10 protein-coding genes are annotated in these 13,240 nt (G+C 63.1%); 3 read left to right on the forward strand and 7 right to left on the reverse strand.

The genetic code is table 11. The features are described 5' to 3' along the window. Positions 1-192: 192 nt before the first annotated feature. Positions 193-627, forward strand: a complete 435-nt coding sequence (locus H2O77_RS17510) for an acyl-CoA thioesterase (protein WP_043331734.1) — start codon at positions 193-195, stop codon at positions 625-627. 135 nt (positions 628-762) lie between these two features. Here the strand turns inward: H2O77_RS17510 and H2O77_RS17515 are convergent, their stop codons facing one another. From H2O77_RS17515 to hexR, 3 genes are all read right to left on the reverse strand, one after another. After that, positions 763-1,863, reverse strand: a complete 1,101-nt coding sequence (locus H2O77_RS17515) for a TRAP transporter substrate-binding protein (RefSeq protein ID WP_043331733.1) — start codon at positions 1,861-1,863, stop codon at positions 763-765. Between the two features lie 205 nt (positions 1,864-2,068). Further along, positions 2,069-4,291: a DNA helicase II gene (gene uvrD, locus H2O77_RS17520; protein ID WP_043331731.1), complete on the reverse strand. Its 2,223-nt coding sequence runs from the start codon at positions 4,289-4,291 to the stop codon at positions 2,069-2,071. Positions 4,292-4,464: 173 nt separating this feature from the next. Beyond that, entirely contained in the window at positions 4,465-5,331 is an 867-nt protein-coding gene (gene hexR, locus H2O77_RS17525; protein ID WP_043331730.1) for a transcriptional regulator HexR, read from the reverse strand. A 166-nt stretch (positions 5,332-5,497) separates the two neighbouring features. On the opposite strand from hexR, the gene H2O77_RS17530 reads away from it, so the two are divergent. After that, entirely contained in the window at positions 5,498-5,722 is a 225-nt protein-coding gene (locus H2O77_RS17530; RefSeq protein WP_043331728.1) for a hypothetical protein, read from the forward strand. A gap of 616 nt (positions 5,723-6,338) precedes the next feature. Here H2O77_RS17530 and H2O77_RS17535 read toward each other — a convergent pair. Together H2O77_RS17535 and H2O77_RS17540 are read right to left on the reverse strand one after the other, a co-directional pair. Continuing rightward, positions 6,339-7,706 carry a sodium-dependent transporter gene (locus tag H2O77_RS17535; RefSeq protein ID WP_043331727.1) on the reverse strand — a complete coding sequence of 456 codons (1,368 nt, stop codon included), beginning with the start codon at positions 7,704-7,706 and terminating at the stop codon, positions 6,339-6,341. Between the two features lie 350 nt (positions 7,707-8,056). After that, positions 8,057-8,959 (reverse strand): DUF72 domain-containing protein, encoded by a 903-nt coding sequence (locus H2O77_RS17540; protein WP_215823633.1) that lies wholly within the window; start codon positions 8,957-8,959, stop codon positions 8,057-8,059. Between the two features lie 230 nt (positions 8,960-9,189). On the opposite strand from H2O77_RS17540, the gene H2O77_RS17545 reads away from it, so the two are divergent. Beyond that, positions 9,190-9,876 (forward strand): YitT family protein, encoded by a 687-nt coding sequence (locus H2O77_RS17545; RefSeq protein WP_082388683.1) that lies wholly within the window; start codon positions 9,190-9,192, stop codon positions 9,874-9,876. On the opposite strand, the gene rluF is transcribed toward H2O77_RS17545, so the two are convergent. Both rluF and glmS read right to left on the reverse strand, forming a co-directional pair. Further along, a complete protein-coding gene (gene rluF, locus H2O77_RS17550) occupies positions 9,873-11,213 on the reverse strand; it encodes a 23S rRNA pseudouridine(2604) synthase RluF (protein ID WP_215823634.1) in 1,341 nt (446 codons plus the stop codon). The two genes, H2O77_RS17545 and rluF, sit on opposite strands and share 4 nt — an antisense overlap. A 169-nt stretch (positions 11,214-11,382) precedes the next feature. Further along, positions 11,383-13,230 (reverse strand): glutamine--fructose-6-phosphate transaminase (isomerizing), encoded by a 1,848-nt coding sequence (gene glmS / locus H2O77_RS17555; RefSeq protein ID WP_043331725.1) that lies wholly within the window; start codon positions 13,228-13,230, stop codon positions 11,383-11,385. Between the last annotated feature and the right edge of the window lie 10 nt (positions 13,231-13,240).

Here is a 13,240-nt window from a genome sequence, read left to right on the forward strand (position 1 = left end):
TCGATGGCACCCGGTGACTTTTCTCGGCGATTGCCGAAGTCCCCTGTATAAGGCCCCCTGTGCAAGGCAGTGCCCTGTACAAGGAGGCGCCCTGTGCAAGGCAGCGCCCTGCGCCAAAAGACGCACCTTTTCAGACGCAAGGGTGCAGAAATGAAATGACCATTTTATAACAACAAGATAGCGAGTCATGACATGCAAGCTCTGGATGATATCCCGACGCCGAACGGCACACTGACGCTCAAATTGATCGCCCAACGCCAGGACACCAATCTCTATGGCGACATCAGCGGCGGCTGGCTGATGCACCGCATGGACGAGGCCTGCGAGCTGGCCGCCGGGCGCGTCGCCCACGGACGCACTGCCACCGTGGCCGTCGAAGGCCTCGATTTCCTGTCGCCGGTGCGAATCGGCTCGGTGGTCAATATCTTCACTCAGGTGGCCGAGGTCGGGCGCAGTTCGATCAGGCTCTCCGTCGAGGTCTGGATCCGCCCGCCGCAGGAGCGCAATCAACACGCACTGACCAAGGTGACCGAAGCCTGCTACGTGATGGTGGCACTCGATGACAATGGCCGCATCCGTGCCGTACCGGAGCAGGCCAGCACCGCCATCATCGAGGAGCAGGACTGATCCTGAGCAGGACTGAGCCTGGCGCCTCCCCTCTCTTCCTGTCAGCCACACGCCAAGAAAAAGCCGCCCTCAGGGGCGGCTTTTTCGTTACACAGTCAAGCAGGCAGTCCGGCAGGCAGTCGGAAAGAGACTCGCTCAGGCTTCGCCCAGCACCCGTCCACGCGCATCCAGATAGGCCTGCTCACCGATACGCGACCAGGGGGCGACCTGCTGCTGGAAGGCGCGGTAGGACTCATAGACGCGCCTGGCGTCCTCATCCTTGGCGATGAACTCGTCCAGCACCTCGTTGGAGGCATCGAACAGCGCCGCATAGACGTCCTGGGGGAATTCACGCAGCTCCACACCGTGCTCCTCGACCAGCGAGGTCAGCGCGGTGGCGTTGCGCAGCGCGAATTCATCCACCATGGCGTGATTGGCGATTCTGGCCGCCTGAATCACCACCTGCTGCAGGTCTTCCGGCAATGCCTGCCAGGCCTCGAGATTGACGGTGCCTTCGAGGATGGCGGAAGGCTCGTTCCAGGCCGGCGAGTAATAATACTTGGCCACCTGATGCAGGCCAAAGGCCAGATCATTGTAGGGGCCGACCCAGTCGGTGGCATCGATCACGCCGGTTTCCATCGCGGTGAAGATCTCGCTGCCCGGCAGATTGACCGCGCTGGCGCCGATGCGATTCATCACTTCGCCCGCCAGCCCCGGCAGGCGGATCTTCAGGCCCTTCATGTCCTCGAGGCTATTCACTTCCTTGTTGAACCAGCCGGCCATCTGGGTGCCGGTGTTGCCCACCGCCAGCGGCTTGAGGTTGTGGCGCGAGTAGATCTCGTCCCACAGCTTCATGCCATCGCCGTGATACAGCCAGGCGTTGGTCTCGGTGGTGTTCATGCCGAAGGGCACCGCAGTGAAGAACTGGGCCGCGGGCACCTTGCCCTTCCAGTAGTAGGAGGCCGAGTGGCCCATCTGGGCGGTACCGGAGGACACGGCATCGAAGACTTCCAGCGCCGGCACCATCTCGCCGGCGCCATAGACCTTGACCTGCAGGCGACCACCGGAGAGCTGACCGATCAGGCTGGCGAATTCATTGGCACCGGTGCCCAGTGCCGGGAAGTTCTTCGGCCAGGAAGTGACCATCTTCCAGTGGATGGTCTCGCCCTCGGCGGCATTGGCGGTGGACACGAAAGGCGCGGCGGCGAGACCGGCAGCACCGGCCCCAAGAGCAGAGAGAAAACGGCGGCGTTGCATGGGACATTCCTTGTTCGAGTTGTGGGCAATGCATGACGCGGCATCTAGACAGCAGATTGTCTGCCACTATGCCGCGACCCATGGATGGCCCACAACTGCACCAAGGCCGTAATGGTGCACGAACACCGCCCCCCTGCTCCGCTTTTCACTTCTTGCCAGCGCCTGCTGTCAGCGCCTCATGGCTGCGTCTGCCATCAATGCAGGATCAGCTCAGCACTTCCAGCTTGGCAAAGCCCAGCACCAGCCACTTGTCGCCTTCGCCCTCGAAGCTGATCTGCACGCGCGCTCGCTCGCCCTGGCCTTCGGCATTGATGACCACGCCTTCTCCGAACAGCGGATGCCGCACCAGGCTGCCGAGCGAGAGTGCCGGCATGTCGCCATTGGCCTCGACACTCTCCTGACGCGGACCGGAAGGACGACGATTCGGCGTGGCGCGCTGGGTCGAGACCGGACGCGAGACCTGACCACGCAGACGCACCTCTTCCATCAGCTCTTCCGGCAATTCACGCAGGAAGCGCGACGGCCGCTGGAAGGTCTCCTTGCCGTGCATGCGACGCAGCTCGGCGTAGGTCAGGTAGAGGCGCTGCATGGCGCGGGTGACACCGACGTAGCACAGGCGACGCTCTTCCTCGAGACGCCCCGGCTCCTCCAGCGACATCTTGTGCGGGAACAGCCCCTCCTCGACCCCGGCGACGAATACCACCGGGAATTCGAGCCCCTTGGCGGAGTGCAGCGTCATCATCTGCACGCATTCCTCGCCTTCGGCGGCTTCGTGATCGCCTGCATCCAGCGCGGCTTCGGCGAGGAAGGGTTCCAGCGCCTCGGCCCCTTCGCTGGGGGCTTCCGGGTCCATGCGCTCGCCCTGACTGAAGGCGCGGCAGGCGTTGACCAGCTCCGAGAGGTTCTCGAGGCGCGCCTGGCCCTTCTCGCCCTTCTCGGCGGCGTGATGCTCACGCAGGCCCGAGACGTGGATGACGTGCTCGACCAGCTCATGCAGCGCCATGCCGGCGGTGTCGTTGTCGAGGCCATCGATGATGTCGGCGAAGGCTCGCACGGCGGTGGCGGCGCGTCCCTTGAGGGCGCCATCGGAGACCGCATCGCTCATCGCCTGCCACATGGTCAGGTTGCCGTAGCGTGCGCGCTCGCGCAGCTGCTCGACGGTGCGCATTCCGATGCCGCGCGCCGGCACGTTGATCACGCGCTCCAGGGCGGCATCGTCCTCGCGGTTGTTCATCAGACGCAGATAGGCGAGCGCGTTCTTGATCTCGAGACGCTCGTAGAAGCGCTGACCGCCATAGATGCGATACGGCATGCCCTGGCGGATCAGCGTCTCCTCCAGCACGCGTGACTGGGCGTTGGAGCGATACAGGATCGCGATCTCGTCGCGGCTGTAGCCATGCTCATTGACCAGTTCACGGATGGTGTCGGCGATGTAGCGCGACTCGTCGATGTCATTGAAGCCGGCATAGACACGAATGCGCTCGCCGCGACCGCTGTCGGTCCACAGCTCCTTGCCCATGCGCCCGCCGTTGTGGCTGATCAGGGCGTTGGCGGCTTCCAGAATGGCGCTGGAGGAGCGGTAGTTCTGCTCCAGACGCACCACGCGGGTGTTGGCGAACTCCTCGGTGAAGCGCTGGATGTTCTCGACCCGCGCGCCACGCCAGCCGTAGATGGACTGGTCATCATCGCCGACCACGGTCATGCACTCGCGATCACCGGCCAGCAGCTTCAGCCAGGCGTACTGCAGGGTGTTGGTATCCTGGAACTCGTCGACCAGCAGGTGGGCGAAGCGCTCGCGGTAATGCGCCAGCAGATGCGGCGTATCGCGCAGCAGCTCCAGCGAGCGCAGCAGCAGCTCGCCGAAATCGACCAGGCCGCCGCGTTCACAGGCGAGCTGATAGAGCTCATACATCTCGACCATCTTGCCCATGTAGGCATCGCCATGGGTCTGCACCTGATGGGCGCGCAGACCTTCCTCCTTGCAGCCGGCGATGAAGTACTGGACCTGCTTGGGCGGCCAGCGCTCGTCATCGACGTTGTGCTCCTTGAGCAGCCGCTTGACCATGCGCAGCTGGTCATCGCTGTCGATGATCTGGAAGTGCTCGGGCAGGCGCGCCTCCTGCCAGTGGGTGCGCAGCAGACGGTGACTGATGGAGTGGAAGGTGCCGACCCACATGTGGCGCAGGCTGCTGCCATTGAGCGCCTCGAGACGCGTGCGCATCTCCCGCGAGGCCTTGTTGGTGAAGGTCACCGACAGGATGGCGTAGGGCGAGAACTGGTATTGGTCCATCAACCAGGCGATGCGGTGAACCAGCACGCGGGTCTTGCCGGAACCGGCCCCCGCCAGTACCAGCATGTTGCCCGGCGGCGCGGACACGGCCTCACGCTGATGCGTGTTGAGGTGATCGAGGAGGGGCGATTCGGACATGCAGGGCTCACCACAGGGCAGAGGAGTCGAGGAGCGGAGCAGCGTGAGATTCGCTGCCCCTGTTCAGGCATCCACCTTATCACAGCGGCCTGCCCTGCTCTTCCCTGCACCGGCCTTCCTTGCACATAGGTTCCTTGCACTTGCCTTCAAGACAGATGACGCCCGGGCGGTGCTCAGTGGGTATCGAAGTCGTGGTCGTCGATGCGCAGGGTGGCGAGGCTCTTCTTGACCGCCTCCAGCTGCTCCTTGAGCTTGGGTCCGCGCGCCTTGGCGACACCGACCGCCAGCGTATCGACGATCACCAGGTGCGCGATACGCGAGCTCATCGGGGTGTAGATCTCGGTGTCTTCGTGCACATCGATATGCAGCGGCAGCGTGACTTCATCCGCCAGTGGCGAGCCACTCGGGCACAGCCCGATGACGGTCGCGCCGGCGTCACGCGCCAGACGCACGCTGGCGATCAGCGCCTTGGTGCGGCCGGTCTGGGAGATGGCCACCACCACGTCGCGCGGCCCCAGCGTCACCGCTGACATGTTCTGCATGTGCGGGTCGGTGTAGGCGGCGGTGGAAATCTGCAGGCGGAAGAACTTGTGCTGGGCATCGTGAGCCACGGCACCCGAGGCACCATAGCCGTAGAACTCGACCCGGCTGGCGGAGGCCAGCGAGTGGATGGCGCGCGCGACGGCTTCGGCGTCCAGACGGTCACGCACCGACAGCAGGGTGCCGATGGTGGAATCGAACAGCGAGTGCGAGAACTCGGCCACGCTGTCGGAGTCATTCATGGAGAACTGGGCGAACTGGGTGCCGGTGGCGAGGCGTTGCGCCAGCTGCAGCTTGAAATCCTGAAAGCCGGCAAAGCCCATTGCCCGACAGAAACGCACGACCGTCGGCTCACTGACCGATGACTCGCTGGCCAGATCGACGATCCGCATGTGAATCACTTCCTCCGGATGGCGAAGGACATAGCGTGCGACCTTTTGTTCAGAGCGGCGGAAATTCTCCATCCGGCTCCTCAGGTCGTCGAAGATGGCATGGCTCACGGCACACTCCTTGCAGACTTCATGGGCATGCCTGAGCTTACGTCATCCCCCCAGGGGTGTCGCCTGCACAGGCAGGCGATAGTCACAATTTTGTCAAGTGAGCTATAGTAAAACGGTGTGGCGCCAGTGAAAGCCCACATCCTTTGGATGCCATGGAGGTCGAATCATGCGTAATTCAGAGCAGGTAGATACGCTCAAGAAAGAGCTTCTCGATATTTTCATGACTCTCGGTGCCGACGAACATCAGGCCCGCAAGAAACAAAGCGCAGTCCGCCATCTCCGCGCCCGACGTGGAATAGAATTGCACAACGAAATCAAGCGCCTAAGCGAGGATTTAAGCGACATCGAAGTGCTGGAAATGGATACTGAAAGCGATATCGACACCCACTGATTCCAGGCGGGGAGGCGATACGCTCCCCGCCGATCAGTGATGTTTTCACGCTCTGATCCGCCAGGGTTCGGGCTCCATGCGACACCCTCCACCATCTCTTTCGAGCATGGTCGTACCCCCCCTCTCGCGCAATTTCAGCATCATCACCCCTGACTGAAGTCTCTTCTGCGCTGTCATGCCCGGTGTCCTGCTCATCAATCCCGAAATATTCGTTTTTTCTCACCTCATTTTCCGCCCCACCGCTCTTCTTTTGTTTGTCACATTTCTCCTCTATCGCGTGCCGCCATCATCCTTGATGCACCATTTCAGTGCACATCCGCCGTCATGCGCCTCTCAATACCTGAAACCAGGCTCACACCTGCTGGCGACTTTTCCTCTCGGGAAGGATGAATCTTCTACGTCAAACGCATGACAGACGACGGCCACGCAGCGCAGCGCTACCCAGCCATGACGCCTGCCAGGCAAGCGCGCGACCGGGTTGAGATTCTCCAGGCTCAGAAACAGGAAAGGCCCGCCGGATGGCGGGCCTTTCGCATTGCCTGCCATGACAGACCTGAGGCATGTCATGGCAAGTGTTTCACGAGATCTCTCTATATCTCTCGAGATCTCACGAGACCTACAGGCTGGACGCGAACACCACGACCACACCGATCGGGGCGATATAGCGCGCCACGAAGCTCCACAGCGAGAAGGCCGAGTCGCTCATGTTGAGCTGGCTGCGCACCTCGTCACGGCCCATGAACCAGCCGACGAAGACGATGGTCGCCAGACCGGTCAGCGGCAGCATCAGCTTGCTGGTCGCGTAGTCGAGCAGGTCGAAGATGGTCATGCCTTCGAACTTGGCGAACATGCCCAGCGGCGCCACGTCACTCCACAGGTTGAAGGACAGGATGGTGGCGATGCCCAGCAGCCAGGTGGCGATACCCGCGACCCAGGCCGAGCCGACGCGCGACATTGGCGTCTTCTCTTCCAGCCATTCGACGATGGGCTCCAGCAGCGAGATGCCCGAGGTCCAGGCCGCGAATACCAGCAGCACGAAGAACACCACGCCGAAGACTTCACCGCCCGGCATGTGACCGAAGGCCAGCGGCAGGGTCTGGAAGATCAGGCCCGGGCCCGCGGCAGCGTCAAGGCCGTTGGAGAACACCACCGGGAAGATGGCCAGACCGGCCAGCAGGGCGATGACGGTATCCAGCACCACCACGACCAGCGCGGTGCGCCCGATGTTGACGTCATCGGACAGGTAGGAGCCGTAGGCCATCATGATGCCCATGCCCAGTGACAGGGTGAAGAAGGCATGCCCCATGGCCGCCAGCACGCCATCCTTGTCGAGCTTGGAGAAGTCCGGCGTCAGCAGCCAGGCAGCGGCATCAGCGAAGCCATCGGTGGTGGCGGCGTAGCCGACCAGCACGATCAACATCACCGCCAGCAGCGGCATCAGGATCTTGGCGGCACGCTCCAGGCCACCGGCGACCCCGCCGGCCACGACCAGGATCACCATCAGCATGAAGGCACTGTGCCAGGCCAGCAGTGTGGTCGGGTCCCCCAGCAGACCGCCGAACAGGCTACCGGCCGTGTCAGAGGTCAGGGTTTCGAAACTGCCACTGGCCGCGTCGGCGATGAAGGCCAGCGCCCAGCCGCCGATGACGCTGTAGAAGGACAGGATCAGGTAGGCGCCGAGCACGCCGGCCACCCCGATCAAGACCCAGGCGGGACTGCGTTTGAGCCGGGCACTGATGTGGCTCATGGTCGAGATGGGGTTCTTCTGCCCCAGACGACCCAGCAGCCATTCCGACATCAGGATCGGCAGACCGATCAGCAGGATGCAGATCAGATAGACGAGGACGAAGGCACCGCCGCCGCTCTCACCTGTCATGTAGGGGAATTTCCAGATATTGCCCAGACCGACGGATGAACCGACGGCAGCCAGGGTAAAGGCCAGGCGAGAAGACCACTGTGCGTGGGAATGCGGTTTGGATGACATGTGAATCCCTGATTCGTCGCGAGGGTGCCAGTCGCTGGTAGCGACTTCGGGCACCTTGTTGTGCTTGTTGCATCATGCTGCCAATGCGGACGGATCATCCGTGGCCAACACGATGGCGTCGCAGGATCACTGCTGTGGTGCTCCCGGCATTCACGCTGACCGGGTAGGTCGTGGGGAATGACAGGCAAGTGCCGATAGGCACGCCGGAACGGGCAGACTGCCCATCTCCGGTAAATATCGCCGCGGTAACGGCAACATGTGGCTAAAGCTACTCGATTGAGGGGCCATCTGCCAGCAAGCCACCATCAGACCATGGCCTCACAGGAGAAACCTCACGGCCAGGTGGAGCGTCAGAACAGGCTGCCCTGCCCCTCTCCCGGGAAGGCCCCGATCAAGGGGCGGTCCAGTTTCGCCAGCACCTGATTGGCCAACAGGCGTGCCAGCGCGGGCGCTGCCTTGTTGTCCGGTGTATGCACAAAGAGAAACGGGCTTTTCCCCTGACTTATCCACAAGAAAAGTCGCTCTATCCAAGGAGCGAACAGTGCCCGGTTGGTGGCTTCATCGTAATGACCGATGAAGCGCACCACGGGATGTTGTCCGCTGGAGAACACATGCAATGGGCGGTGAGGCTTTTCCGAGCGCGCCACCGCAAGGCCCGGATGCGCGGTGGTGGGGCCACTGAAGAGTGGACGCACATCCAGCATCACGCGATCGACTGCGTGAGTTATCAACAAGCGATTCAACTGTCGTTCCGCCTCGCCCTTGGCGAAGAATACCGGGTCGCGGGGCTCCACCGACCAGGCAAGCCCTGCTCCCTTCACCGACTGCAGGAATTGCTCGAGGCGTGGCAGGACTTCCGCCCCGAGGTCACGCGGCAGCTGAATCATGATCGGACCGAGGCGGTCCTTTATCGGCGCCAGGCAATCGAGAAATTCCGCCAGCTCGTGCTCGATGCCCTGCAGGCGCAATTCATGAGTCAGTCGGCCCGGCAACTTGAAGCAGAAGCGAAAATTGGCCGGCGCCTGACGTGCCCAGCTGGCGATGGCAGCAGGCGTGGGTTGGGCATAGAAGCTGGTATTGCCCTCGACGCTATCGAAGATCCGGGCGTAATCCGCCAGATGTTCCCGCGGGCCGCTGCCCGGCAACAGGCTGCCGCGCCAGTCATCATTGGCCCACATCGCGAGTCCGAGATGAAGATGCCCCGCCGAGTGCGAGGCATCCGACGGTGCGGAGGCTGCATGAAAATGGTGCATGAAGAGGCCAGAACTAGAGGAATATAAGGGTCAAAGAGCCAATAAGCCGAAGAATATCGTCTGGCAGAGCGACGTAAGCACAATAAAAACTGTCATCACGGCATGCTATGGTCCGCATCCTGCATGACACGTCAGCAGGCGGTCCACCCACCGCCCTGACTCCGCTTCCAGCCAGCCACAAGCCGCGCCGGAAGACACTCTTGTTGACTGCCCATACCCCGGAGCCTGTCATGACTGCTTTCCAACGACTCATTCTGCGCGCCAGCGGTAGCCGCTCTCGCGCGGCAAATGCCATCACCCTGCGCAGCCTGATCACGCTCATCGAGGGCTGCCTGCTGGTGGCGCTCGGCGTACGCCTGCTGCAGGCCGGTGGCCTGCTGGTCAGTGGCACTGCCGGCATGTCGTTGCTGGGTGCCGACCTGACAGCACTGAGCTTCGGCAGCCTGTTCTTCCTGATCAACCTGCCCTTCTACGGCCTAGCCTGGAAACAGCTGGGGCTGAATTTCACCCTGCGCACGCTGGGCTGCGTCAGCCTGCTCTCCGTGCTGTCCGATGTGCTGGCGGTCAGCTTGCCGCTGGGTGCCGTCAGCCTGCCGGTCGCGGCGATTGCCGCAGGCCTGTTGATCGGCCTGGGCATCACGCTGCTGTTTCGCGAGAACGCCTCGCTGGGCGGCCTGAACATTCTGGCGCTGCATCTGGAGCGACGCTTCGGCATCCATGCCGGTCGCACCACCTTCGCCTTCGACCTGCTGCTGATCGCGATCGCCGCGCTGGTCTACCCCTGGCCACAGGTCATCTGTTCGGCGCTGGCATTCGCGACACTGTCCTTCGTGCTGGGCCGCTACCATCGCCGCACGCCTCAGACCGCACAGCCTGCCTCACCGGCGCATGACAAGCAGGTGCAGACGGCTCACTAGCGGCGACCGCGTCCCCCGTTGGAAGAACCGCCGCCCTTGTACGAGGCGCCCTTGCCAGTCGGGCTGTTTTTCCCCGAGCTCGTGTTGCCGTAACTCTTGCTGCTGCCGCCCTTGTTGGCAGAGGTCTTGCTGTTGGCAGAGCCCTTGTTGTTGGCCGCGCCACGCTCATTGCGGCCATCACTGGCATTGCCACGCGTGCGCGGCTTGAGGCCGCTGGCAAGCTTGCCGGCGCCGCCCGCACTCTTGGTGGCATTCCTGCTGGAATTACTGCCGTCGCTTCTGCCTTCCTGATTGCCACGACCCGTGGTGCGCTCGTCAGAACGCTCGCGACGCCCTGCACCCTCTTGCTTGGCTCCTGCCTGAGGAGTGCCTGAACGCTGGCCCGGATGGCGTTGACCAGCACCGCGCTGACGTGTCTCGCGTTTATCAGGGCTGCGCTGATCTGAGCTGCGCTGACGTGTGTCGCGCTGGCCGGAGCCGCTCTTGCCGCCTTCCTGACGCCGAGTCCCGCTACGCCGCCCAGCGTCCGTATCCTGGGCGGCGCGCTGATGGCGCGCGGCCGTCGCATGCTGGGAAGGAGGCGGTGCCGCCGCCAGGCGCGAGGCTTCCTCAGTGCCGCTGGAGCCCTCGATCATCTGCTGGATATCCGCCATCTCGCGCTGGGTGAGATACCGCCATTCGCCGACTCCCAGCCCGTCCAGGCTGACATTCATGATGCGCACCCGCTTGAGCTTGAAGACCTCATAGCCCAGCGCCTCACACATGCGACGGATCTGACGGTTGAGGCCCTGGGTCAAAATGATGCGGAACACATAGGTCGAGATCTGCTCGATGCGACACGGCTGGGTGATGGTGTCCAGAATCGGCACGCCAGCGGCCATGCGCTTGAGGAAGTCGCCGTTGATCGGCTTGTCGACCCGCACCACGTATTCCTTCTCGTGGGCATTGCCGGCACGCAGGATCTTGTTGACGATATCGCCGTCACTGGTCAGGAAGATCAGGCCATCGGAGGGCTTGTCGAGGCGACCGATCGGGAAGATGCGCTTGGGATGACCGATGTAATCGATGATGTTGCCATCGACATGGCGCTCGGTGGTACAGGTGATGCCCACTGGCTTGTTGAAGGCCAGGTAGACCGCTTCCTGCTTGGCTTTCAATGGCTTGCCATTGACCAGCACCTCATCGCCCGGCGCCACCTTGGTGCCCATCTCCGGCACCACCCCATTGATGGTCACTCGCCCATCGGCGATGTAACGGTCGGCCTCGCGCCGCGAGCAGAAGCCCGTTTCGCTGATGAACTTGTTGAGGCGGGTAAGCGATGCGTCGCGATCAGTCATGGCAGGTCACGTGCGTGCGCCGGGCGATGAACGCGCAGCGGACGGAAGAGGATAAGAAGGCAGGCGCACAGGATACCAAAAACGGCAGCCCTGAGGCTGCCGTTGGCACAATGAGACTGGGCTCATCTGCTGCTGCGCCAGATATGGCGCAGCCGTCTTGCATCGCAAATTACTCGACCGTGACACTCTTGGCCAGGTTGCGCGGCTGATCGACATCGGTGCCCTTGAGCACGGCGACGTGATAGGACAGCAGCTGCAGCGGCAGGGTGTAGAGAATCGGCGCCAGCACTTCGCTGACATGCGGCATGCGCAGCACGCGCACGCCTTCGCTCTCTTCAAGGCTGATGTTCTCGTCAGCGAACACGTAAAGCTCGCCGCCACGCGCGCGCACTTCCTGCAGGTTCGACTTGAGCTTCTCGAGCAGCTCGTCGTTCGGTGCCACCGCCACTACCGGCATGTCGGCATCGACCAGTGCCAGCGGGCCATGTTTCAGCTCACCCGCCGGATAGGCCTCGGCGTGGATGTAGGAGATTTCCTTGAGCTTGAGCGCGCCTTCCAGTGCGATGGGGAACTGGGTACCACGCCCGAGGAACAGCGCATTGTGCTTGTCGGCGAAGGCCTCGGAGAGACGCTCGATCTCGCTGTCCATGGCCAGTGCCTTGGTGACCAGCGACGGCAGCTGACGCAGCTCGCGCACCACCTCGGCTTCACCGGCCTCATCACCGCCACGCACACGACGCAGCGACAGTGTCAGCAGCATCAGGCCGACCAGCTGGGTGGTGAAGGCCTTGGTGGAGGCGACGCCGATTTCCGGGCCGGCCATGGTCATCAGGCTGAGGTCTGATTCCCGCACCAGCGAGCTGCCCGGGACGTTGCAGATCGCCAGGCTGCCGAGGAAGCCACCCAGCGACTGGGCATAACGCAGCGCGGACAGCGTATCGGCGGTCTCGCCGGACTGGGACAGAGTGACGAACAGGGTGCCATCGGCTACCACCACCGGACGGTAGCGGAACTCGGAGGCAACCTCGACCGCCGCCGGAATGCCGGCCAGACGCTCGATCCAGTAACGCGCGACCATGCCGGCGTGGTAGCTGGTACCACAGGCGACGATCTGCACCTGCTTGACCTGGCGGAAGAGGTTTTCCGCCTCGCTGCCGAAGCTGCGCACCAGCACGTGATCACCGTTCAGGCGGCCTTCCAGCGTGGCGGCCAGCACACGCGACTGCTCGTGGATTTCCTTGAGCATGAAGTGACGATAATCGCCCTTGGAAGCGGCATCCTGCGCGTGCTCGAAGGTCTGCACCGGACGCTCGTTGGCCTCGGTGACCAGACGCTCGCCCTGCTCGAAGATCTCGATCTGCTCGGCGGTCATGCGCACCAGATCGCCTTCCTTCAGGTAGATGAAGCGATCGGTGACCTGCAGCAGCGCCAGCTGATCGGAGGCCAGGAAGTGCTCATCGATCCCGACACCGATCACCAGCGGGCTGCCCTGACGCGCGCCGATCAGCACGTCTGGCTGGGCACGATGCACCACGCCCAGCGCGAAGGCGCCATCGAGCAGCGCCACGGCCTTCTGCACCGCGGTCAGAAGGTCCTGACTCAGGGTGTATTCCCGCGCCAGCAGGTGGGCGACCACCTCGGTGTCCGTCTCGGAGGTGAAGACATACCCCTGGCCTTCCAGCTCGCGCTTGAGGGTCTCGTAATTCTCGATGATGCCGTTGTGAACCACGGCCAGGCTATCGCCGGACTGGTGCGGGTGGGCATTGGCTTCGCTCGGCGCGCCATGGGTGGCCCAACGGGTGTGCGCGATGCCGACACGGCCCTTGAGCGGGGCTTCCTCGAGGCGGCTCTGCAGCGCCCCGACCTTGCCCAGCGCGCGCACGCGGTTCAGGCGACCTTCTTCGGAGAGGACGGCCATGCCCGCACTGTCGTAGCCACGGTATTCGAGGCGGTGCAGGCCCTCGAGCAGGATGTTCTGGACGTTACGACTGGCGACGGCGCCGACGATGCCACACATGAGCGATCTC

It is taken from the genome of Cobetia sp. 4B, from assembly GCF_018831605.1.
Classification (GTDB): Bacteria; Pseudomonadota; Gammaproteobacteria; order Pseudomonadales; family Halomonadaceae; genus Cobetia; species Cobetia amphilecti.

Excerpts from the sequence above, each read along its gene's own strand:
- H2O77_RS17535 (WP_043331727.1), bottom strand. The coding sequence starts at position 7,706 with ATGTCATCCAAACCGCATTCCCACGCACAGTGGTCTTCTCGCCTGGCC.
- H2O77_RS17530 (WP_043331728.1), top strand. The coding sequence starts at position 5,498 with ATGCGTAATTCAGAGCAGGTAGATACGCTCAAGAAAGAGCTTCTCGAT.
- glmS (WP_043331725.1), bottom strand. The coding sequence starts at position 13,230 with ATGTGTGGCATCGTCGGCGCCGTCGCCAGTCGTAACGTCCAGAACATC.
- H2O77_RS17515 (WP_043331733.1), bottom strand. The coding sequence starts at position 1,863 with ATGCAACGCCGCCGTTTTCTCTCTGCTCTTGGGGCCGGTGCTGCCGGT.
- uvrD (WP_043331731.1), bottom strand. The coding sequence starts at position 4,291 with ATGTCCGAATCGCCCCTCCTCGATCACCTCAACACGCATCAGCGTGAG.
- H2O77_RS17540 (WP_215823633.1), bottom strand. The coding sequence starts at position 8,959 with ATGCACCATTTTCATGCAGCCTCCGCACCGTCGGATGCCTCGCACTCG.
- H2O77_RS17510 (WP_043331734.1), top strand. The coding sequence starts at position 193 with ATGCAAGCTCTGGATGATATCCCGACGCCGAACGGCACACTGACGCTC.
- H2O77_RS17545 (WP_082388683.1), top strand. The coding sequence starts at position 9,190 with ATGACTGCTTTCCAACGACTCATTCTGCGCGCCAGCGGTAGCCGCTCT.
- rluF (WP_215823634.1), bottom strand. The coding sequence starts at position 11,213 with ATGACTGATCGCGACGCATCGCTTACCCGCCTCAACAAGTTCATCAGC.